Source organism: Ruminococcus flavefaciens, from assembly GCF_900116855.1.
In the GTDB taxonomy this organism is placed as follows: Bacteria; Bacillota; Clostridia; order Oscillospirales; family Ruminococcaceae; genus Ruminococcus; species Ruminococcus flavefaciens_R.
In genome coordinates this window covers 73,559-93,660 of sequence record NZ_UETD01000010.1, presented here as the reverse complement: position 1 = coordinate 93,660, position 20,102 = coordinate 73,559, and the positions used below count along the sequence as shown (strand labels likewise).

Genomic DNA, 20,102 nt, shown 5'->3' with positions numbered 1-20,102 from the left:
TATATATCTCTCCCCGTTCCCCCTCCTGCCTTCACAGCAAAATAAAAGGAACGGCTGTCGAGCATAAAAGCCCGACAGCCGAAGCATACGCGGTAACTATCCGATCCGCAGCGGTCGAATTATTTAGCGTAGTCAGTTACCCTGCTCTCACGGATAAGGTTGACCTTGATCTGTCCCGGATAATCCATCTCAGACTCGATCTGCTGAGCGATCTGTCTTGCAACGAGGACCATCTTCTCATCATTGATGACCTCGGGAACGACCATGATCCTGACTTCACGTCCTGCCTGTACAGCAAAGCACTTCTCAACGCCGTCGTAGGAGTTGCATATCTCCTCAAGCTTCTGAAGGCGCTTGATGTAGCTTTCGTAGTTTTCGCTTCTTGCGGCAGGTCTTGCAGCGGAGATAGCGTCGGCTGCCTGAACTATGCAGGCAATGACTGTTCTGGGCTCGACATCGTTGTGGTGAGCCTCAACAGCGTGGATAATAACAGGATTTTCGTTGTATTTTTTACAAACGTCAACACCGATCTGAACGTGTGATCCCTCGATCTCGGAGGTGAGTGCCTTACCGATATCGTGGAGAAGACCTGCACGTCTTGCCATGTTGGCATCGACCCCAAGCTCGGAAGCGAGGACTCCGCAGAGCTTTGCGACCTCGATAGAGTGGTCAAGGACGTTCTGTCTGTAGCTTGTACGGAACTTGAGTCGTCCGATAAGCTTGATGAGCTCGTGGTTGAGACCGTGAACATTGGTCTCGATAACGGCTCTTTCGCCCTCCTGCTTGATGCGGTATTCCACTTCGCGGCGGGCTTTCTCGACCATTTCCTCAATGCGTGTGGGGTGGATACGTCCGTCAGCGATAAGCTTTTCGAGAGCGATCCTAGCGACCTCACGTCTGATCTGGTCGAAGCAGGAAATAGTGATAGCCTCGGGTGTATCGTCGATGATGAGATCGACACCTGTGAGGGTCTCAAGAGTCCTGATGTTACGTCCTTCACGGCCGATTATGCGGCCCTTCATCTCGTCATTGGGGAGAGGAACGACTGAAACAGCCGCCTCGGACACCTGATCCGCAGCCACCTTGGCGATAGCCAGTGAGATATAGCTTCTCGCCTTCTCCTGACATTCGTCCTTGATCATCTGCTCGTAAGCAGCGACCTTGACAGCCTTTTCGTGGACGAGGTCGTCCTCAAGCTTTGAGATTATGTACTCCTTAGCCTGATCCTTGGTAAATTCGGAAATACGTTCCAGAATATCCATCTGGCTCTTCTTGATAGAGTCAGCTTCCTTCAGCTTTTCATCGGCTGATTTGATCTTCTGGTTGAGGGTTTCCTCCTTTTTCTCGAGGTTATCGGTTTTCTTGTCTAAATTCTCTTCCTTCTGCTGCATACGTCTTTCCTGACGTGACAGCTCTGCTCTGCGATCCTTGATCTCCTTGTCCGCTTCTGTGCGGAGCTTATGTATTTCGTCCTTAGCCTCTATGAGAGCGCTTTTCTTTTTATTGTCGGCATCCTTTTCGGCGTCCTCGACAATACGCTCAGCCTGCTGTTCAGCAGAACCGACGATAGCCTCTGCATCGCGCTTACGCTGTTCAACGCCTGCTGCAACGCCCTTCTTGAAGAAAAGCATATAGCCCAGAAAGACACCGCCTGCAAGTGCGACGAGGATAAGAACAATAGCCAGACCCGGGTTCATACAGTGCATTACCTCCTTTTCTGATATAATTAAAAGTTTGTATCATGTTTTAATTATTACTTAAAGGCGGTAAATGCCGCATTATTTTATTCATTTATAAATATATAGATCAAGAGCCATGCCCTGACAAGCGGGCTGACTCGCAAAAGATAGACGGACGTTATCCCGTCCAAATTTTTTGTTCCGTTATCATATTTAAAAACCGCGGCTTGTATATATATCTTGCCCTGTGCGGATAATGATGTAAAACAAAGCTGCATATACTGCCATAGTAATATTATGCAAATAAATACAACATAATTATTATATAATATTTCAGCCGTTCTGTCAATAGATTTTTGGACATTTCTTCGCCGCAGCACATTGATACAACGTGGTTCGGGAAGCAGGCGGCGCAGGTAATATCTGCCCTGCAAATATATTATGCAGATCATATAAAAAAGCCATAGCACTTCCGATATATGGAAATACTATGGCTCACTGTTCCGGAATAACCGATGAACTTACTTTTTCTCGGGCTCGGGCTCGATAACGGGAGCATCAACAGCGTTCTTTCTTACGCTGGCGATACCCTTCTTGCAGCTGTCCTTCTTGACATAGCCCTCGCTGGCGGCGATGATCTCACCGTTTTTTGCTTTAAGGCGGAATCTGAACTCGCCCGACTTGTCCTTGTATATCTCGAACTTCGGATTTGTCTCTGACTGGAATCCCTCAATGGTCTGATCCTCAAGATTAGCCGCGGGAGCATTCTTGGCAACGCTGGCGATACCTTTCTTTACGCTGTCGAGAGTATTGTATACCTCTCCGCCGGTAGCTATGACCTCGCCGTTACCTGCTTTCAGGCTGAATGTGAAGCCTGTTTTTGTAGCCTTGATGATAAATTTACCCATAAATGTTTTCAACACCTTTCAGCAAAGAATTACAAAATCGATTGTTTTTCGATTTACACCATAATTATAACTGAATATTATCATCTTGTCAATAGATTTTGTTAATTTTCATCAAAACGCCAAAATTATGAACAGATACTTACAGCTGCCCCTCAGCGGCAGATACCTGCCCGTTTTGCTATAAACAGCGTAAAAAAGCAAAGGGACGGTCTTATCCGTCCCATGATATGCATATATATCCCACTGTTCAGACAGCAAAGTTTTTTCAGATAACTATGAAGCTTTCGGGAACAGTCTCGCAGACTGCGGCAAAATAGCCCCATTTTTTCAGCTTTTCCGCACATATCTCAGCCTGCTCGCGGCTCTCGAAAAGCCCGAATACTGCCGAGCCGCTTCCCGTCATGACCGCTCTGAGAGCGTCCTTGTTGAGCATTGCGGACTTCAGCTTGTCAACATCCTCAAGGCAGACCGCCTGTTCAAAGAGATTGCCGAAGTGCTCGTAAGCTCTGTCGGGAGCGCTGCCGATAGTCTCCGCAAGAGCCTTTGCGTCGGGGTGGTGCGGAGCTTCGAGCGCGTCTATGTTTCTGTAAGCCTCGGCGGTAGAGACTCCCTCGCCGCCCTTGGCGATAACAAGGGTGCGTCCTGAATAATCGGCAATAGGCTTTATTACCTCGCCGATGCCCTCAACATAGGCAGTCCCTCCCGTAAGGAAGAAAGGAACGTCCGCACCCAGCTTTTCGGGAGCGCTGACGCTCTTGCCCGTAAGCTCTCCGAGGCAGTACAGCACAGCAGCCGCGTCGGTGCTGCCGCCGCCCATGCCTGCCTGAGAGGGTATTCCTTTTTTAATATGTATACGGCAGCCGCAGTCCATACCGTTCTCCTCAAAGAACAGCTTTGCGGCTTTATAAGCGATATTGCGTTCATCGCAGGGTATGGGGTCCGCGCTTGCGAACTCCTCGGGGACCTCACAGCCAAGCTCTATGCCAACCTCGGTCAGCTCCACGCTTACCTCGTCATAGAGTCCCACGGTCTGAAAAACGCTTTCGATGGTGTGATAGCCGTTGGGCAGCTTTCCCGTAACATCCAGTGCAAGATTTATCTTTGCAGCAGTCTTTACCCTCATTACTTCTCAGCCTCCAGCTTTTTAAGGAACTTCTCGATACGGCTTATAGCCTCCATGAGGTGCTTGAGGGAGTAGGCGTAGGATATGCGGATATAGCCCTCTCCGCTGTCTCCGAAGGCGCTTCCGGGAACTGTTGCCACCTTCTCCTCAAAGAGCAGTCTCTCGCAGAATTCCTCGCTGGTGAGACCTGTGCTCTTGATACAGGGGAACACATAGAATGCTCCCTCGGGATTGAAGCAGGTAAGTCCCAGACGGTTGAATTCGCCAACCAGATAGCGGCGGCGGATATTGTACTCGTCCACCATCTTGTCCACCTCCGCATCGCAGGAGGTAAGAGCCTCAACAGCGGCGTTCTGGCTGATAAAGGGGCTGCACATGATACCGTACTGGTGTATCTTTGATATCTGGCTGATAATTGGCTCGGGAGCGGCAACGTAGCCCAGTCTCCAGCCCGTCATGGCATAAGCCTTTGAGAAGCCGTTGACGTAGATAGTCCGCTCTCTCATGCCCTCCAGCTCGATGATGGAGAAGTGCTTTCTGCCGTAGGTGAGCTCCGAATATATCTCGTCGGAGAGTATCATTATATTTGTATCGCGGAGGAATTCGGCAATAGGCTCCAAGTCCTCCTTAGTCATTACTGCTCCCGTGGGATTGTTAGGGAATGGCAGTATGAGCAGCTTTGTGCGCTCTGTGACCTTGTCTTTGAAGTCCTCAAGGGTCAGCTTGAAGTTGTTCTCTATCCTTGTGGGCACCGATACGGGCACACCGCCTGCCAGCTCCACCAGAGGAGCATAGCATACGAAGCATGGCTCCACCACCAGCACCTCGTCGCCGGGGTCAAGGAGACCTCTTACGGCAAGGTCGATAGCCTCGGAGCCGCCCACGGTCACGATCATTTCCTTGTCGGGATCGTACTTTACGCCGTGCTTCTTCTCAAGGTGAGCGGAAATGGTGTTTCTCAGGGGCACGAGTCCCTTGTTGGGACCGTAGATGATGTGCTTACGCTCCAGCACCTTAATGGCAGCTTTTCTGATAGCCCATGGAGTGTTGAAGTCGGGCTCGCCCACGCCGAGGGAGATGACGCCCTCCATAGTTCCTGCAATATCGAAGAACTTTCGTATGCCCGAGGGCTTGATATTCTTTATTTTGTCCGAAAGGACCTTATCGTAGTCGATCACGATCAAACGAGTCCCCTTTCATCGGGCTCCTCACTGTCGATGAAGATGCCTTTTTCCTTGTATTTTTTCAGAATGAAGTGGGTGGATGTGGAGAGTATACCGTCAATGGTGGCAAGTCTCTCGGAAACGAAGAAGGCAACGTCCTTGAGGTTGTCGCCCTTTACCTCAACGGCAAGGTCATATGCGCCCGAGGACATAAGACTCACGCTTTCCACCTCGTCGTACATCATGATAGTCTTGGCAATATCGTCGAAGCCGCAGTCCCTCTGCGGAGTTACCTTCAGCTCGATGGTAGCGTAAACAGTGGACTTGTCGTAGAGGTCGTCGTCAACGATAACGCTGTATCCCTTGATGACTCCGCTCTTTTCAAGCTTTTCTATCTCCGCAGCAGCCTCCTCCGCGGATATGCCCAGCATCTCTCCCAGCGCCGCGTTGGAGATACGGGCGTTCTGCTGTAATATTTTTACGATGTCGTTCATGGTATCAGTTCCTTTCATATAATATCAGTCTATGTCAATAAAATAAGGTGTTCTTTTAATAAAGTAAGCAATGCGGCGGAAGCCTGCCGCTCGTGCGATGTCAATGCCCTTTTCTATGTCGAAGCCTATATCCTCGACCCTGTGAGCGTCGGAGCCTATGCTGAGTATCTCTCCCCCGAGGTTGCGGAAAAGCCTTGCATATTTAAGGTCAGGGAAGCAGTCCCCGAAGCCCTGACGTATACCCGAGGTGTTGATCTCAATGCCCCTACCCTTTTCGATCAGTGCGCGGAAACTCTCGGCGATAAGCTCATCAAAACGGCTTATATCGGGCTCAATGCCGTCCCTCTGCTTCATATAGCGCAGGCAGTAGGTAAGGTGCGCCAGCACATCGAACTCCACAGTGGTACACATCTCGTATATCTCGCGGAAGTACCGCTCCAGCAGGTCATATATCCTGTCCTCGGAGAAGTCCTTGCAGTCGATGTAGTAGAAGTCCCACTCATTGCGTATCTGGTGGAGGGAGCCGATGATGAAGTCAAGGCGCTTGTCAGCCGCAATTTTCGCCGCAATATCCGGAGCATGGTGCCCCTGTCCCATTTCCGTACCGCAGATGATACGGGTACTGCCGCTGTATTCCGCCTTTATCCTGTCCACAGCGGACACGGAGCGCTCAAAGTCCTGACCGAAGCCGAAATCCTCGGACTGAACGTCCTCGCCGTAATGCTCACGGGGATACCACCAGTTGCACTCGCAGTGGTCGGTTATGGCATAGGCAGCAAGTCCCAGATTCTCCGCCCGTTTTATGCAGTCCGCTATGGGAGCGTCGGAATCGAAGGAAAACTGAGTATGTGTATGGCAGTCGATCAGATTCATAGTTTCAGCCCCTTTTTAGTGTATTTTATTATTATAGCACATAACGAAGCAAATTTCCACTGTTTTTTAAAAAAAGTGAATAGTGATAAGTTATTAGTGAGTAGTGTAGGAAAAGGCGTCCCCCACATAGACCAGTGTGGTTTGCTGCGTTATTTGCGGAACGCCCGATGGGCGTCCCTGCTAAGCATTATGCACCATGCACTGATCACAAAAAAAAGCGATATTGACTTTACGGAGCAGGTATGATATAATTATATCAATCATGTGGGGACTCCCCATATAACAACAAAACGGAGGTTTTTGATTATGAGAGCAGTTGTAACTGTTATCGGTAAGGATACTGTCGGTATCCTCCACAAGGTAAGCGGTATCTGTGCCGAGTACAATGTTAATGTTATAGAGGTGACACAGAGCGTTCTTCAGGATATGTTCGCTATGATAATGCTGGTGGATATATCAGCTATAAAGGGCGATTTCTCGGAGCTTGTTGACAGGATGACTGCCCTCGGTACAGAGCTTGGGCTCTCTATCCACACAATGCACGAGGATATCTTCAACTCCATGCACAGTGTCTGATGAAAGGAAGTCCGCTCAATGCTTAACGTATATAATATTCTTGAAACTATCCGCATGATACAGGACGAGTGCCTTGATATCCGTACCATCACTATGGGTATCTCTCTCCTTGACTGTATCGATACGGATATAGACAAGGCCTGTGAGAAGGTCTACAACAAGATAGTGACCAAGGCAGGCAGCCTTGTTCCTGTCGGTCAGCAGATCGAAAAGGAGTACGGCATCCCCATCGTAAACAAGCGTATCTCCGTAACTCCCATAGCCATGCTGGCAGCTGCCTGCCCCGACGGTGATCCCGTAAAGTTCGCAAAGGCTCTCCAGAGAGCTGCCGACACCTGCGGCGTAAACTTCATCGGAGGATATTCGGCACTGGTCCACAAGGGCTTCAGCGCAGGCGACATGGCTCTCATCAAGTCTATCCCCGAGGCTCTTGACGTTACACAGAACATCTGCTCATCCGTAAATATCGGCTCCACAAAGTCGGGTATCAACATGGACGCTGTAAAGCTCATGGGTCAGATAGTCAAGGAAGCTGCGGTAAAGACCGCAGACCGCGACTGTATCGGACCTGCAAAGCTGGTAGTATTCTGCAATGCCGTTGAGGATAACCCCTTCATGGCAGGCGCATTCCACGGCGTAGGCGAGCCCGACTGCGAGATACACGTTGGCGTTTCCGGTCCCGGAGTTGTCCGCGCAGCTCTTACAAAGTATCCCGACGCTTCAATAAACGAAATTGCGGACATCATCAAAAAGACCGCATTCAAGATAACCCGTATGGGTCAGCTGGTTGGCGCAAGAGCTTCAGAGCTCCTTGGCGTTCCCTTCGGCATAGTTGACCTGTCTCTGGCTCCCACACCTGCTGTGGGCGACAGTGTTGCACATATCCTCGAGGAAATGGGACTGGAAATGTGCGGCACCCACGGCACCACTGCCTGCCTTGCTATGCTCAACGACGCGGTCAAGAAGGGCGGCGTAATGGCTTCGTCAACTGTCGGCGGACTCTCGGGCGCATTCATTCCCGTATCCGAGGACGCAGGCATGATAGACGCAGCAGTTGCAGGCGTTCTCAGCCTTGAAAAGCTGGAAGCCATGACATCTGTATGCTCCGTCGGACTTGACATGATAGTAGTTCCCGGCGAGATAAGTCCCGAGACCATATCCGCTATCATTGCAGACGAGGCTGCTATCGGCATGGTGAACTCAAAAACAACAGCAGTACGTCTTATCCCTGCCATCGGCAAGAAGGAGGGCGACACCCTCGAATTCGGCGGTCTGCTGGGAAGCGGTCCCGTTATGCCTATCAGGGAGAAGTCTCCTGCCAAGTTCATCAACCGCGGCGGACGTATCCCTGCACCTATGCAGAGCCTTAAAAACTAAGCCGTCAGGCGTAAACAATGTAGGGAACGCCGCCCTCGGCGTTCCGATGTAAGGGCGGATACCATCCGCCCTTTTTAATTCATAATTTATAAAAGCGGGGTGATACTATGGATATCCGCTATATACCTACACTTTTCGGTCTTCCCGAAGCCGCTGAGCAGACGGAGCTGAACACGGGACACATAAACCGCACCTTTCTCGCGGACTGCGGCGGAGAACGGTATGTGCTTCAGGCGCTTAACCGCTCTGTATTCCCCTGTCCCGAGGCTGTTATGGACAACATCGCTGTCATCTCCCATGCCTTTGCGGAGTCAGGCAGCTCTGACACAGCCGTCCCGTGTTTTATCGCCTCGGGCGATAAAACATATGCGGTCGCGGAGGGAGAAGTCTGGCGTATTTACAGGTATCTTTCCGCGACCGCAACAGCCGCGGCTGAACCCGCGGCTGCGGGACGGGCATTCGGCAGCTTTATCAGAGTCATGGACGTCAAAGAGCTTAACTCTGCCGCTCTGCCGAGCGGCTACCACGACTTTGGCAGCTATTACGATGAGCTTACAGCTCTGGGCGGAAAAGCTCCGCGGCTTGCGAGTCTGAAAGCAGAGCTGGACACCGTGTTCACAGAGGAGCTTCCAAAGCGTATCATACACGGCGACGCAAAGGCAGACAACGTCCTTATAGGGGACGCCCTGACGGTCATCGATCTTGACACCGCTATGGAAGGCTATGCCGCCATAGACTTCGGAGACCTTGTGCGCTCGTTGTGCGTAGGTGATATGTCAGACCTTTCCCCTGTCCGCGCAGCCGCACAGGGCTTTGCAGAGGGACTTGACGGGCTTCTCACCGCAGAGGAAGTCAGCTCACTGTACTACGGCATATTGCGGAGCACGGGAGAGCTTGCGGTCAGGTATCTTGCGGACAGTCTCCGCGAGGAAAAGTACTTCCGCGGCAAGACCACAGCGGACTGCATTGCCCGTGCAGAGGAGCTTCTCAGGCAGCTTGACCGCTTTACCGCCGCAAGATCTGAGCTCAACGAGATCATAGCCGAAGCATTCGGATAATGTGCGGCTTGATATTTTTCGGAAATCATGGTATAATATATCAGACTCATACCCTGCAAACTCATGGGGAGGTGTAAAAGTATGGAAGCCATTGCCGTCATAGCAGTCATAGTCGTCCTGTGCATTGTACTTGGCGTAAAAGCCATATATCTGTTATTTGCCGCAGTAATTCTCATGGCGGCAGGATTTGTGGTATCCATGCTGCTCCTTGCCTTCTTTTTTGTGCGGCTGCTCTTTTCAAAAAAGCACAAATCGGTGTTTTCACGCATTGACCAGAGTCCGCGGCACAAGTTCAGGGTAGCATTTTACAAAATTGACGGCACGGAATACCCCAACATCTTCCCCGTAGAGAGTTTCCTGCACAGCAGGCTCTACCGCACAGACAGGGAATATACCGTCTTTCTCAGCAGAAACAAGAATTTCGTTTTTGACAGATTTGCCTGCATCACCTGCACTACTGGCACCATTATCGGTATCTCATGTGCAGTGGCGGCGGTCCGTTTCTTTATATCATAGGAGGAAATTATGGAGGAACACATCTGCGGCACTCACGGTGTCCACAGGGACATAGTTGAAAAGGTCTCAAAGGTAATGCCCGACGAAGCCGTTCTCTACGACGCTGCGGAGCTGCTGAAGGTATTCGGCGATTCCACAAGGATAAGGATAATATTCGTGCTCTGCCAGAGCGAGATGTGCGTCTGTGATATAGCAAGGCTCCTCGGCATGACACAGTCTGCCATCTCTCACCAGCTGAGAGTGCTCAAGCAGGCTCGTCTGGTCAGCTCCCGACGGGAGGGCAAGACCATATTCTACTCCCTATGCGACGACCATGTAAAGACCATTTTCTATCACGCCATGGAGCACGTTATGGAGTAACACACAGCATGAGATATTTTGATTTCCACACCCACGCATTCACCGATGCCCTTGCAGAAAGAGCTGTTTCGGGACTTGCCGACACCAGCGGCATAACTCCTGCCACAGACGGCACCCTTGCAGGGCTTCGCAGAAAAATGGCAGAAAACGGCATAGACCGCGCTCTGCTTCTGCCTGTTGCCACTAAGCCCTCACAGCAGACCACCATCAACAACTGGGCTGCCGAAATAATGGGGGACGGGCTCTACTGCTGCGGCACGGTCCACCCCGACTCCGAGGACGCGGTCCGGGAGGTAGAGCGGATAAAGTCTCTCGGACTCTGCGGCATCAAATTTCACTCCGAGTATCAGAAGTTCTCCCCCCATGAGGAGAGGATGTTCCCCATATACGAAAAAATAGCCGAGCTCGGGCTCATCGCCGTTTTCCACGGCGGCTGGGACCCATACTCCGAGGACATCGTAAGAGCAACTCCCCAGAGCTTTGCAGCCCTTGCGGAAGCATTCCCCCACCTGACCATAGTCGCCGCACATCTTGGCGGTCTTGGTATGTGGGACGATGTTGAGCGATACACCGCAGGAAAATACGGGAACCTATGGTTCGATGTGGGAGTTATCTCCCGATATATCGAGGACGAACAGCTCCTCCGCATAATCCGTATGCAGGGAGCGGACAAGGTCCTTTTCGGCAGCGACTGTCCGTGGGACGACCCTGCCAATGAGATAGCCATGATAAACAGGCTTTCTCTCACAGAAAAAGAAAAGGAGCTCATCTTCTGCAAAAACGCAGAAAAGCTCCTGAAGATCATATAAAATGCGAAAAAGCTCATGTACCCCTACATGAGCCTTTTCTTTTCCCCTTATCAAGAGATAATCCCCTTATCCCTTCAGAGATCCGTCTGAAATCATGTTATATGCTTGCGTTTCATAAGAGGAAGCTTTTTCCGCATACCCCTATGCGGCAGAGCAATCATTGCCCCGATCACCCCTATATCATGGCTGTTCTGTCACTATTGCTGCGTCGTTATACAAAGTTGTTTACCACTGTGCGCATCTGTCACCCCAGACCTTTCCGCGCACTATCATTAAAGAAGCTTTCTCTTATTTCAGCTTCGAATCCCTAACTTGGTCAGATGAGTTGTCTCACTCTCCGTCCCCCCGAACGGAGAGTGAGAAAAGCTTTCATCGCCGCTCCGAGAGCAGCTGTCATTTCCCCCGAAAGACTATCCATGGAAGATCAGTTCTGCGTATCGCCGTCATTGCTGTCCCCCGTACCGGACCCCCTGCGTTTCTTGGCGTCAAGGTATGCGCCCGCGGCAGTGCCGACGGACATCCCTATTCCCATACCCAGTACCATATTTTTAAACAACGCCTGTCCTATGAGCATCCCCATGCTCATTCCGATACACATAAAGCACGACAGATACGATCCCTGATCCTTGTGCGGTGTTTTCTTGTTTACATCTTCATTTTTCATTGTAACGCCCTCAATGGCTTACATCTCGTCGAGAATGATCTCCAGACCCTTTTCCATTTCAGTCCTGAGGAAACCGCTTCTGTAACCCATTACCATGACGAACATAGCCTTTTTCATCTTGTCGTCATCGGCGATCTCCTTGGTATTCTCCGCCACCTCACGGGCTACCAGAGATTTTATGTGGTCACTGTCAAAAGCGCCCTCGTCCTCGGCTGTAAAGATGATCCTGCAAAGCATATCATAGAGAAGCACCTCCTCGACGATATCATCCGAGGTATCCTCAACATCGCCGTTTATGTAGCGCATAAGGTTCGCAATGTCCTCCAGCTTCATAGCCTTGCGGAGCATATTGATAAGAAGTATGCGCAGGATCTGCTTTTCGGAATATTTCTTGCCCTTTGTAGCCGAGACCCAGCCGCGCTTTATCCAGTTCTGTATGGTAGTGCCCTCAAGACCTGTGAGCTTTGAGAGCTGCGACAGCGTAAGTCCGCCAGTTGCTTCGAGAACGGGAGAGATAAGCGAAAACGCCGATTCTCTTGCCTGTTCCGAAAATTTCATTGTTGTTCCGGGAATAAGTCTGTTCATAGTCTTTAACTCCTCTCTGACGATGATATGATTATATCACAGGTTCATACGAACTTCAAATGCTATCTTGGGATGCTTTTGAGCTTTTTTGGATATTTTTTTGCAATTATCATAGTATTTCATTGATTTTCACACTTTTTCGCGTTTTTTCGTATTGGTCTGACCACTTGGTATATACAGCCTCCTCCGGCGAGCTCCACCGCCTGTTTCGCGGCGCATCTCCCCCCAAACAGCCCTTTTCTCCGCGCCACTTGCTTTATTGCATATAATATGTTATAAGCGGGGAGCCCCGCAGGCTGTTTCGCGGCATAAATATCAGAACAGTCAGTTTTTCTCCGCGCATCTTGCTATTTTCATACTTATATGTTATAATTAGTACATACTTGAAATGCTCGGCTTATCATGCAATATGGAGCGATATACACAAGGAGGTCTATATGAAATATACTCAGGGTCAGTATATCATTACTGATAAACACGCCATAGCCCGTGAGATATACAGCTTCACCATCTCATGTCCCGAGGTGGCTGAGGCAGCCTGTCCGGGACAGTTCGTACATATCAGGGCTAAGGGCTTTACTCTCCGCAGACCCATCTCTATCTGCGGCATAGATAAGGAAAAGGGCACCCTCCGCATAGTTTTCGAGATTCGCGGCGAGGGCACCGCTGAGATCGCAAAGCTCAACAAGGGCGACCTTATTGATATGCTTGCCCCCCTCGGTCACGGCTTTACTGTGGACAGCTCCTATAATAAGGTAGTTCTCATCGGCGGCGGCATCGGAACACCACCCATGCTTCCCCTTGCAAAGATATACGGTGCCAAGGCAGTTGCCATAAGCGGCTTCAGGAACGCCTCTGCGGCTATCCTTCAGGAGGACTTCCGCAGCACGGGCGCCGAGACCATTCTCTGCACCGATGACGGCTCGGCAGGTATCCACGGCTTTGTTACGCAGCCCTTTACCAAGCTGGCTGAAAAAGGCGGCATAGACGCAGTTTACGCCTGCGGACCCATGCCCATGCTCAAGGGCATAGCTGCCATCTGCAAGGAAAAAGGCATATTCTGCCAGATATCCCTTGAGGAGAGGATGGCTTGCGGCATAGGAGCCTGTCTGGGCTGTGCCTGCCGCACAAAGAGAAACGACGAGGAATATTTCGCTCATGTCTGCAAGGACGGCCCCGTATTCAATGCTGAGGAGGTGCTCTGGTAATGGCTGATCTTTCTGTAAAAGTCTGTGGAACAGACTTCAAGAACCCCATAATCCCCGCTTCGGGCGTATTCGGCTACGGCAGGGAATACGAGGAGCTCTTTCCTCTTGAAAAGCTTGGCGGTATCGCCACAAAGGGAACCACTCTCCATCTCCGCACGGGAAATCTCGCTCCCAGAATAGCTGAGACCCCTTCGGGTATGCTCAATTCCGTAGGTCTCCAGAACCCCGGTATCGACCACTTCATCAGCACTGAGCTCCCCTATCTGCTCACAAAGGACCTTGTAGTCCTTGCAAATATCGCAGGCGCTACCCCCGAGGAATGCGCTGAGGTCGCTGCAAAGCTGGAGGACACCGACGTCCACATGATAGAGCTGAACATCTCCTGCCCCAATGTAAAGCAGGGCGGAGCAGCCTTCGGTACAAGCTGCGAAATGGCAGCCGAGGTCACAAGAAAGGTCCGTGCAGCTACGACGAAGCCCCTTGTGGTAAAGCTCTCACCCAATGTCACCAGCATCACGGATATTGCAAAGTCCGTTGAAGCCGCAGGTGCAGACGCAGTTTCACTGATAAACACTCTCCTCGGCATGAGGATAGACATAAACACAGGCAGACCCATACTCCGCAACAATGTAGGCGGCATGAGCGGTCCTGCGGTATTCCCCATAGCTGTACGCATGGTATGGCAGGTGGCTAACGCCGTGAACATCCCCGTAATCGGCATGGGCGGCGTGTCATCGGGACGTGACGCCATAGAGCTCATGATGGCAGGCGCCTCCGCAGTACAGGTGGGTGCAGCCATATTCACAGACCCCTACGCTCCCGTAAGGATAGCCGAGGAAATGAACGAGTGGCTTGACAGCAAGGGAATAGCGTCCGTAAAGGACATAATCGGAACAGTAAAGCCGTGGTAAATCGGAATTTAACACCTGCGGTGTTAAATTCCGAAGCCCTTAGCCTTTAGCTTTTAGCCATTAGGAAGCGGCTTCGCCGCTTTATTATCGGGCGGCGGAACGCCGCCCCTACATCAGGCTAACGGCTAATGGCTATGGGCTAACGGCTTAAATCAAAATTTAGCTTTGCTAAATTTTGATTTATCGGAGGATATAATGATAATAATGTCAGTTGACTTCGGCGACGCAAGAACGGGCATAGCTGTCTGCGGAAAAAGCGAGATGATAGCCTCACCCGTCACGGTCATTGCCGAAAAGGACTTCAACAAATGTATAGAAAAGACCGCTGCCCTTGCAAAGGAGCAGCGTGCCGAGCAGATAGTCGTCGGCTATCCTATGAATATGAACGGAACAGTCGGCGAAAGAGCCGAGAAATGCAAGCTCTTCGCCGAGGAGCTCGAAAAGCTCACAGGCTGTCCCGTAAAGCTCTGGGACGAGCGCTGCACCACAGTTTCGGCGCATAACGCCCTCAACGTCACCAACACCCGCGGCAAGAAGCGCAAGGCTGTTGTGGACGCTGTTGCGGCTGTGCTCATCCTCGAGAGCTATTTAGGCTTCAGGCGCAATTCGGGCGAGCCTACATAATTACCGACTTGATGTCGTCAAGAAGGTTGCCTGCGGCTCTGAGAGCCTTTCCTGCGTCCCGCTTTATGCTCATCTTCTTGATGGGACGTGCGCTTGAGAGCGCATAGCAGGCAAAACCTACCGCCGCACCTGCGGCTGCCCCTTTGGCAAGTGACTTAATATCCATTTCAAACACTCCCGTCAGTTATTGTCCGTTTCTGCGGACGATGATATTATCTGTATTTCAGAGAAAAATATTCTGAGAACAGAGGGAGAAAGCCATGAAAGCAAAACTCGCAGCACTTATCCTGCTTCCGGCAGCGGCAGAGACAACTGCTGTATAAAGGCTCTTTTAGCCAAATAAACACCGTGTTCTCCTTACAGAGGAGAACAATACTATTATAAATAACAGAAGGATAATTATGCAGAACCTTAATATCGTGCTGGTAGAGCCCCAGATACCGCAGAATACGGGAAATATCTCCCGAACCTGCGCTGTTACGGGAGCAAGGCTCCACCTCGTCCGTCCGCTGGGCTTCGAGGTAAGCGACAAGCACCTGAAGCGTGCAGGTCTGGACTACTGGGACAAGCTGGACATCACATACTACGACAGCCTTGCTGACTTCTTCGAGAAGAACAAGGACGGGCATTTCTTCTACTTCACCACAAAAGGGCTCCATGTCCACAGTGAAGCGGAATACCCCGATAATGCCTATCTCGTCTTCGGACGGGAGGACAAAGGGCTCCCCGAGGAGCTCCTGCATGATAATCCCGAAAGCTGTGTAAGGATACCCATGCGAAACGAGCTGCGGAGCCTGAACCTTTCCAATTCCGTAGCCATAGCGGTGTATGAGGTCCTTCGGCAGTGGGATTACCCCGACCTTTCCCGTGAGGGAAAGCTGACAAAATACGAATGGTAAAGGAGATATTATTATGTCAAAGATAGCGTTACTTACCGATTCATGCTGTGACCTTTCAAAGGAGACCATCGAGGAGCTGGGAATAAAGCTGCTCCCTTTCACCCTCACCGTTGGCGGCGAGAGCTTCAGGGAGACTATTGACAAGTCCACTCAGGAATTCTATGAGCTCCTTGAAAAAACAGACGAGATACCCAAGCATTCCCAGATATCTCCCGTCACCTTCGAGGAAGCTTACAAGGAGCTCTTTGAGCAGGGCTACACCGATATCATCAGTGTTTCCATCAACTCTCAGGGCTCAGGCACATACAACAATTCCATCATCGGAAAGAACGATTTCTTCGAGAACGTACCCGAGGCAAAGGACAAGGTCCGCATATTCAACCTTGACTCCAAGTGCTACACCCTTTTCTACGGCTATCCCATTATGGAAGCCGCAAAGAAGATCCGCCGCGGCGCTGACGCCGAGGAGATAGTGGCATATCTGGAGGACTGGTTCAACGTCTGCGGAATATACGCAGTCCCCTACAATCTCAAATACGCCAAGAAGTCGGGACGCATCTCCGCAGCAAAGGCTTTTGCGGGAGAGCTTTTAGGTCTCAAGCCCGTTATCCTCTTTGCCGACGGTACTACTACCATCGTTGACAAGATAAGGGGCGAGAAGAACATCGTTCCCAAGCTGGCAGAGATAGTGGAGAAGAACATGACTCCCCAGACTCCCTACCTGATGATACACGGCAAGGACAATACCCTTGCAAAGGAAGTGGAGAAGGAGCTCTACAAAAAGACGGGCAGAAAGGCTGAGATGTACGGCAGCATCGGCGCAGTTGTCACAGCAAACATAGGTCCCGAGCTTGTAGCAGTCCTCGTAAGACGCAAGAACAAGTGATATAAACTCAAAAGAGACAGGGCATAAAAGAGATGCTCCTATAGAAGTTTATGCGTAATTATCGGGGAAAAACCTTTCTGAGGAAAGGTTCTCCTCTGACGGAGGCGCGCCCCTCTGTCACTGCGTGACATCTCCCCGCACTGCGGGGAGTCACCCCGAACCCCTTTTCCAAAGACTTTTGACTGGTTTCTATATGGAGAGGACGCCTTTATACATAACCAAACGACAGTTTTTTCAAACGTCCTCTCCATATAAAAACTAAAACAGAGTCTTCAGAAAAAAGTTAGGAAAGCACTTTTCCACAAGAATTTCCCTTGATATCACTCAATAAGCTTCTATAAGAACGCCACGATCCGCTCCGTCTTTTTTGATGTGTGCATTTGCCTGTATTTCGGGATGTAAAAGGACTTTGACAGCGCTTTTGCACCCGTTGTCAAAGGCTTTTTGCAATTATTTTTGCAGATGTAAAAACAGTTTGGTAGCATTTTTCTCGCAGGACAGGTATACTGGTATCTGTCAGGAGAAAAAGCTCCGAAGGAGGAAACATGGAGATCGGAAACCAGATCAAAAAACACAGGACCAGACTCAAATGGTCGCAGGAGACCCTTGCGGAAAATGCATATGTCAGCCGCCAGACCATATCTAACTGGGAGAACGGCAAAAGCTATCCCGATATCCACAGCCTCCTCATTCTCGGAAAGCTTTTCAATATATCTCTTGACGAATTAGTCAAAGGAGATGTTGAAACTATGAACAACGAAATAAGCAAAAACGACACAGCAAAATTCAACAAGCTGGCATGGCTGCTGACAGCGGAGTACATTATTATGATAGTATCTCCCCTGCCTCTCATCAAGTATCTCGGCTGGGTCGGCGGAGCCATCTGGGCTGCCATCACGGCAGTGTCACTGTTTACTGCCGTAAAAGTGGAAAAGCTGAAAAAGGCTAACGACCTTACCACATACAAGGAGATAAAAGCCTATATGGAGGGTAAGTCACTTGACGAGATATCTGCCGAGCGCATAAAAAAAGGCAGCAAAAACCTCATGAAGGCGCTGTTCGGAGCAGTATCCGCCATGATAGGCTTCACGGTCTGCATTCTGGTGGCATGGCTGCTGAAATGACGTTCTCTCCCGAAGGTCAGACAGCTATAGTATGACCAATAACACATGATCTGGTGGTAAATATTATGATAAAGGGATTTAACGATAAATTTACAATAATGATCGACACCTCAGCCTGTACATCATGCATTGCAGGTCACAGCACAGAGCTTAATGACACATGGTATTACAAGGATCTGACCTTTGAGAGCGGCAAAATTTATGGCTTGGTAAGCGAATACGGTCTGGGCTGTGAGTATTTATCCTATTTTCTGGGCGGCAGGATAGAATTTGAGGAAGTCAGGGTCTGTTGCAGCGGCAGCCCTATAAGCCGTCAGGACCTTTGTGACGTATCATGGAATCTGGAGCCCTCACGAGAGCCCTACGGCAAAAATCAGGTGAAAAGATCAATAGAAAAAGCCTTGTCGCGGCGCTCCGATACCATGAGCTTTCAGGACATCGCCGGAAGGTTCCTGCTGACCGAAGAACGATACAACAGAAAGTTCACAGAACTGAGCGGAGAGCGCTGGAGAGCCTCTTCTGCCTATGGCTATGCTCAGAACAAGCGCATCTACTTTGCCCCGTACAATTCAAGCGCTTTTTACGCGAGAATGTGCAGCTCTAACTTATTAAAAGCGCTGCATGAGCTTACAGACAGCGGCGCACTGGTGGTCCTTCCTGTGGGAAGCGACGAATTTATAAAGCATATCGCAGATGAAGTCATTTACCTTGGGAAAAGCTATAACACAGCAGAACTGAAAAACTTTAACACCGCTTTTTTCGGCAAAGACTGGGTACATTGAAATAACGAAAAGGGAACGCAGAAGCGTTCCCTTTTTTATTATGACACAGCTGTTACTGCATCTTATATGAGTCGATCATCTTCTTGACCATGCTGCCGCCGATAGAGCCTGCCTCTCTTGAGGTAAGGTCACCGTTATAGCCCTCCTTGAGGTCGATGCCCAGCTCGTTTGCGGACTCCATCTTGAATCTTTCGAGAGCCTCTCTGCCCTTCTGTGTCATTACGCCCTTGTTATTGCTGTTATTGCTCATTGCTGTTTCTCCTTTGAAAAAATATTGATGCCGTGATAGTATTATAGCCTTCGCGGCATTTTTTATTACATGGAAAAATTATGATGAGCAAATATGTCAGCTGTCCGCCTTTGTATCGTATGTATCAAGGAAGCGGTGGACTCCATCATCATCCTTATAGGCAATGACGGTGTTGACGTTGACGTTTTCGACGCTGCGGAAGATATTCTTCTCCACCTGCGGATTTACCTTTTTGAGCTCGGCGATAAGATTTTTTATCTCAAGGCGTTTTGACACCGAGCGGCTGTCGGGAGCGCAGGTGGTGCAGGTGTCGGTGAATTTGCAGGCGCACTGTATGAAGTGGAGCCCGTTGTAGTCTCTCCAGTGCTTGATATCGTCCTCCCTGACCAGATAGAGGGGACGGATCAGCTCCATGCCCTCGAAGTTGGTGCTGTGGAGCTTAGGCATCATGGTCTGTACCTGACCGCCGTAGAGCATACCCATGAGAATGGTCTCGATAACGTCGTCGAAGTGGTGACCGAGAGCTATCTTATTGCAGCCCAGAGCCTTTGCGTGACTGTAAAGGTATCCCCTTCTCATCCTCGCACATATATAGCAGGGGTTCTTCTCGATATTGTACACCGAGTCGAAGATATCCGACTCGAATATATGCACGGGTATGGACATTGAACGTGCGTTTTCCTCGATGACGCGGCGGTTCTCGGGACTGTACCCGGGGTCCATGACAAGGAACACCACCTCAAAGGGGAATTTGTCGTGGCGTTTCAGCTCCTGAAAGAGCTTTGCCATGAGCATTGAGTCCTTGCCGCCCGAGATACAGACGGCTATTTTATCATTGGGCTTTACAAGCTCATACTCGTTTATCGCCTTGGTGAATTTGCACCATATTGACTTCTTGAACTTCTTCCGCAGGCTCAGCTCCACAGCCTCGGTGACCTGACTGTTCTCCATTTTCAGCCTCAGCCACTCCACATAGCCGCCCTCAAGGTTGTATGCGTCAAAGCCCTTGTCGCAGAGCTCGTCTGCAATATCGCGGCTGATGATACCGCTGCGGCAGCAGATGATGAACTTCCTGTCATCGTGAAGCTCCGCCGCGGAGATATCCTCCTGCGCGATGTTGACAGCCCCGTCGATATGTCCGTACTCAAAGGCAGAACTGTCGCGTATATCTATAAGTGTAAAGGAGCCGCTTTCCAGCTTTGCCAGCTCCTCCGCCGTAATACTGTTTCCCAT

General features: G+C 50.3%; 24 protein-coding genes. 13 read left to right on the top strand and 11 right to left on the bottom strand.

Going from position 1 to position 20,102, the window contains the following annotated elements; all coding sequences use genetic code 11:
- Positions 1-119: 119 nt before the first annotated feature.
- The 6 genes from rny to DSZ37_RS11605 all read right to left on the bottom strand — a co-directional run bounded on the left by rny (position 120) and on the right by DSZ37_RS11605 (position 6,240).
- Positions 120-1,697: a ribonuclease Y gene (rny, locus tag DSZ37_RS11630; RefSeq protein WP_028519721.1), complete on the bottom strand. Its 1,578-nt coding sequence runs from the start codon at positions 1,695-1,697 to the stop codon at positions 120-122.
- A 503-nt stretch (positions 1,698-2,200) separates the two neighbouring features.
- Entirely contained in the window at positions 2,201-2,587 is a 387-nt protein-coding gene (locus DSZ37_RS11625; protein WP_109727067.1) for a YegP family protein, read from the bottom strand.
- A 265-nt stretch (positions 2,588-2,852) separates the two neighbouring features.
- Positions 2,853-3,710, bottom strand: a complete 858-nt coding sequence (gene ispE, locus DSZ37_RS11620; protein ID WP_109727066.1) for a 4-(cytidine 5'-diphospho)-2-C-methyl-D-erythritol kinase — start codon at positions 3,708-3,710, stop codon at positions 2,853-2,855.
- Positions 3,710-4,888 carry an aminotransferase class I/II-fold pyridoxal phosphate-dependent enzyme gene (locus DSZ37_RS11615; protein ID WP_109727152.1) on the bottom strand — a complete coding sequence of 393 codons (1,179 nt, stop codon included), beginning with the start codon at positions 4,886-4,888 and terminating at the stop codon, positions 3,710-3,712. Before DSZ37_RS11615 ends, ispE begins: the two co-directional genes overlap by 1 nt.
- Positions 4,889-4,890: 2 nt before the next feature.
- Positions 4,891-5,367 (bottom strand): Lrp/AsnC family transcriptional regulator, encoded by a 477-nt coding sequence (locus DSZ37_RS11610; RefSeq protein ID WP_109727065.1) that lies wholly within the window; start codon positions 5,365-5,367, stop codon positions 4,891-4,893.
- A 24-nt stretch (positions 5,368-5,391) separates the two neighbouring features.
- Entirely contained in the window at positions 5,392-6,240 is an 849-nt protein-coding gene (locus DSZ37_RS11605; protein WP_109727064.1) for a histidinol-phosphatase HisJ family protein, read from the bottom strand.
- Positions 6,241-6,546: 306 nt separating this feature from the next.
- Here DSZ37_RS11605 and DSZ37_RS11595 point away from each other — a divergent pair, with 306 nt between their 5' ends.
- From DSZ37_RS11595 to DSZ37_RS11570, 6 genes are all read left to right on the top strand, one after another.
- Positions 6,547-6,816, top strand: coding sequence for an ACT domain-containing protein (locus DSZ37_RS11595; protein ID WP_028515335.1), 270 nt, complete (start codon positions 6,547-6,549; stop codon positions 6,814-6,816).
- 18 nt (positions 6,817-6,834) lie between these two features.
- Positions 6,835-8,193, top strand: coding sequence for a PFL family protein (locus tag DSZ37_RS11590; protein WP_109727062.1), 1,359 nt, complete (start codon positions 6,835-6,837; stop codon positions 8,191-8,193).
- A 107-nt stretch (positions 8,194-8,300) separates the two neighbouring features.
- Complete coding sequence (locus DSZ37_RS11585) at positions 8,301-9,251, top strand: phosphotransferase enzyme family protein (RefSeq protein WP_109727061.1); 951 nt, start codon at positions 8,301-8,303, stop codon at positions 9,249-9,251.
- Between the two features lie 81 nt (positions 9,252-9,332).
- Complete coding sequence (locus tag DSZ37_RS11580; protein WP_109727060.1) at positions 9,333-9,767, top strand: hypothetical protein; 435 nt, start codon at positions 9,333-9,335, stop codon at positions 9,765-9,767.
- 9 nt (positions 9,768-9,776) lie between these two features.
- On the top strand, positions 9,777-10,127 hold the full coding sequence (locus tag DSZ37_RS11575; RefSeq protein ID WP_109727059.1) for an ArsR/SmtB family transcription factor: 351 nt from the start codon (positions 9,777-9,779) through the stop codon (positions 10,125-10,127).
- An 8-nt stretch (positions 10,128-10,135) separates the two neighbouring features.
- The gene (locus DSZ37_RS11570; protein ID WP_109727058.1) at positions 10,136-10,936 is read left to right on the top strand and encodes an amidohydrolase family protein; all 801 of its coding nucleotides are present in this window, start codon (positions 10,136-10,138) and stop codon (positions 10,934-10,936) included.
- A 424-nt stretch (positions 10,937-11,360) separates the two neighbouring features.
- Here the strand turns inward: DSZ37_RS11570 and DSZ37_RS11565 are convergent, their stop codons facing one another.
- Together DSZ37_RS11565 and DSZ37_RS11560 are read right to left on the bottom strand one after the other, a co-directional pair.
- Entirely contained in the window at positions 11,361-11,600 is a 240-nt protein-coding gene (locus DSZ37_RS11565) for a hypothetical protein (RefSeq protein ID WP_109727057.1), read from the bottom strand.
- Between the two features lie 18 nt (positions 11,601-11,618).
- Positions 11,619-12,185, bottom strand: a complete 567-nt coding sequence (locus DSZ37_RS11560) for a DUF1836 domain-containing protein (protein WP_109727056.1) — start codon at positions 12,183-12,185, stop codon at positions 11,619-11,621.
- 437 nt (positions 12,186-12,622) lie between these two features.
- Between DSZ37_RS11560 and DSZ37_RS11555 the strand changes: the two genes are divergently transcribed.
- From DSZ37_RS11555 to ruvX, 3 genes are all read left to right on the top strand, one after another.
- Positions 12,623-13,393, top strand: coding sequence for a dihydroorotate dehydrogenase electron transfer subunit (locus tag DSZ37_RS11555; RefSeq protein WP_109727055.1), 771 nt, complete (start codon positions 12,623-12,625; stop codon positions 13,391-13,393).
- Positions 13,393-14,304, top strand: coding sequence for a dihydroorotate dehydrogenase (locus tag DSZ37_RS11550; protein WP_109727054.1), 912 nt, complete (start codon positions 13,393-13,395; stop codon positions 14,302-14,304). The genes DSZ37_RS11555 and DSZ37_RS11550 overlap by 1 nt, the downstream gene beginning before the upstream one ends.
- A gap of 195 nt (positions 14,305-14,499) precedes the next feature.
- On the top strand, positions 14,500-14,928 hold the full coding sequence (ruvX, locus tag DSZ37_RS11545; protein ID WP_109727053.1) for a Holliday junction resolvase RuvX: 429 nt from the start codon (positions 14,500-14,502) through the stop codon (positions 14,926-14,928).
- Here ruvX and DSZ37_RS17745 read toward each other — a convergent pair.
- Complete coding sequence (locus DSZ37_RS17745) at positions 14,921-15,094, bottom strand: hypothetical protein (RefSeq protein ID WP_173330340.1); 174 nt, start codon at positions 15,092-15,094, stop codon at positions 14,921-14,923. The genes ruvX and DSZ37_RS17745 overlap by 8 nt on opposite strands.
- Before the next feature lie 235 nt (positions 15,095-15,329).
- Between DSZ37_RS17745 and trmL the strand changes: the two genes are divergently transcribed.
- From trmL to DSZ37_RS11525, 4 genes are all read left to right on the top strand, one after another.
- Positions 15,330-15,827 (top strand): tRNA (uridine(34)/cytosine(34)/5-carboxymethylaminomethyluridine(34)-2'-O)-methyltransferase TrmL, encoded by a 498-nt coding sequence (gene trmL, locus DSZ37_RS11540; RefSeq protein WP_109727052.1) that lies wholly within the window; start codon positions 15,330-15,332, stop codon positions 15,825-15,827.
- Between the two features lie 13 nt (positions 15,828-15,840).
- Complete coding sequence (locus DSZ37_RS11535) at positions 15,841-16,713, top strand: DegV family protein (protein WP_109727051.1); 873 nt, start codon at positions 15,841-15,843, stop codon at positions 16,711-16,713.
- A gap of 545 nt (positions 16,714-17,258) precedes the next feature.
- Entirely contained in the window at positions 17,259-17,837 is a 579-nt protein-coding gene (locus DSZ37_RS11530; protein ID WP_109727050.1) for a helix-turn-helix transcriptional regulator, read from the top strand.
- 65 nt (positions 17,838-17,902) lie between these two features.
- The gene (locus DSZ37_RS11525) at positions 17,903-18,619 is read left to right on the top strand and encodes a hypothetical protein (protein ID WP_109727049.1); all 717 of its coding nucleotides are present in this window, start codon (positions 17,903-17,905) and stop codon (positions 18,617-18,619) included.
- A 52-nt stretch (positions 18,620-18,671) separates the two neighbouring features.
- Here the strand turns inward: DSZ37_RS11525 and DSZ37_RS11520 are convergent, their stop codons facing one another.
- Entirely contained in the window at positions 18,672-18,869 is a 198-nt protein-coding gene (locus DSZ37_RS11520) for an alpha/beta-type small acid-soluble spore protein (RefSeq protein WP_028519702.1), read from the bottom strand.
- 96 nt (positions 18,870-18,965) lie between these two features.
- The gene (locus DSZ37_RS11515; RefSeq protein WP_109727048.1) at positions 18,966-20,102 is read right to left on the bottom strand and encodes an ATP-binding protein; all 1,137 of its coding nucleotides are present in this window, start codon (positions 20,100-20,102) and stop codon (positions 18,966-18,968) included.

Coding starts and splice junctions, on each gene's coding strand:
- ruvX (WP_109727053.1), top strand. CDS start 14,500: ATGATAATAATGTCAGTTGACTTCGGCGACGCAAGAACGGGCATAGCT.
- DSZ37_RS11560 (WP_109727056.1), bottom strand. CDS start 12,185: ATGAACAGACTTATTCCCGGAACAACAATGAAATTTTCGGAACAGGCA.
- DSZ37_RS11610 (WP_109727065.1), bottom strand. CDS start 5,367: ATGAACGACATCGTAAAAATATTACAGCAGAACGCCCGTATCTCCAAC.
- DSZ37_RS11590 (WP_109727062.1), top strand. CDS start 6,835: ATGCTTAACGTATATAATATTCTTGAAACTATCCGCATGATACAGGAC.
- DSZ37_RS17745 (WP_173330340.1), bottom strand. CDS start 15,094: ATGGATATTAAGTCACTTGCCAAAGGGGCAGCCGCAGGTGCGGCGGTA.
- rny (WP_028519721.1), bottom strand. CDS start 1,697: ATGAACCCGGGTCTGGCTATTGTTCTTATCCTCGTCGCACTTGCAGGC.
- DSZ37_RS11550 (WP_109727054.1), top strand. CDS start 13,393: ATGGCTGATCTTTCTGTAAAAGTCTGTGGAACAGACTTCAAGAACCCC.
- DSZ37_RS11580 (WP_109727060.1), top strand. CDS start 9,333: ATGGAAGCCATTGCCGTCATAGCAGTCATAGTCGTCCTGTGCATTGTA.
- DSZ37_RS11520 (WP_028519702.1), bottom strand. CDS start 18,869: ATGAGCAATAACAGCAATAACAAGGGCGTAATGACACAGAAGGGCAGA.
- DSZ37_RS11515 (WP_109727048.1), bottom strand. CDS start 20,102: ATGGGAAACAGTATTACGGCGGAGGAGCTGGCAAAGCTGGAAAGCGGC.
- ispE (WP_109727066.1), bottom strand. CDS start 3,710: ATGAGGGTAAAGACTGCTGCAAAGATAAATCTTGCACTGGATGTTACG.
- DSZ37_RS11625 (WP_109727067.1), bottom strand. CDS start 2,587: ATGGGTAAATTTATCATCAAGGCTACAAAAACAGGCTTCACATTCAGC.
- DSZ37_RS11555 (WP_109727055.1), top strand. CDS start 12,623: ATGAAATATACTCAGGGTCAGTATATCATTACTGATAAACACGCCATA.
- DSZ37_RS11605 (WP_109727064.1), bottom strand. CDS start 6,240: ATGAATCTGATCGACTGCCATACACATACTCAGTTTTCCTTCGATTCC.
- DSZ37_RS11575 (WP_109727059.1), top strand. CDS start 9,777: ATGGAGGAACACATCTGCGGCACTCACGGTGTCCACAGGGACATAGTT.
- DSZ37_RS11535 (WP_109727051.1), top strand. CDS start 15,841: ATGTCAAAGATAGCGTTACTTACCGATTCATGCTGTGACCTTTCAAAG.
- DSZ37_RS11595 (WP_028515335.1), top strand. CDS start 6,547: ATGAGAGCAGTTGTAACTGTTATCGGTAAGGATACTGTCGGTATCCTC.
- DSZ37_RS11585 (WP_109727061.1), top strand. CDS start 8,301: ATGGATATCCGCTATATACCTACACTTTTCGGTCTTCCCGAAGCCGCT.
- trmL (WP_109727052.1), top strand. CDS start 15,330: ATGCAGAACCTTAATATCGTGCTGGTAGAGCCCCAGATACCGCAGAAT.
- DSZ37_RS11530 (WP_109727050.1), top strand. CDS start 17,259: ATGGAGATCGGAAACCAGATCAAAAAACACAGGACCAGACTCAAATGG.
- DSZ37_RS11570 (WP_109727058.1), top strand. CDS start 10,136: ATGAGATATTTTGATTTCCACACCCACGCATTCACCGATGCCCTTGCA.
- DSZ37_RS11565 (WP_109727057.1), bottom strand. CDS start 11,600: ATGAAAAATGAAGATGTAAACAAGAAAACACCGCACAAGGATCAGGGA.
- DSZ37_RS11525 (WP_109727049.1), top strand. CDS start 17,903: ATGATAAAGGGATTTAACGATAAATTTACAATAATGATCGACACCTCA.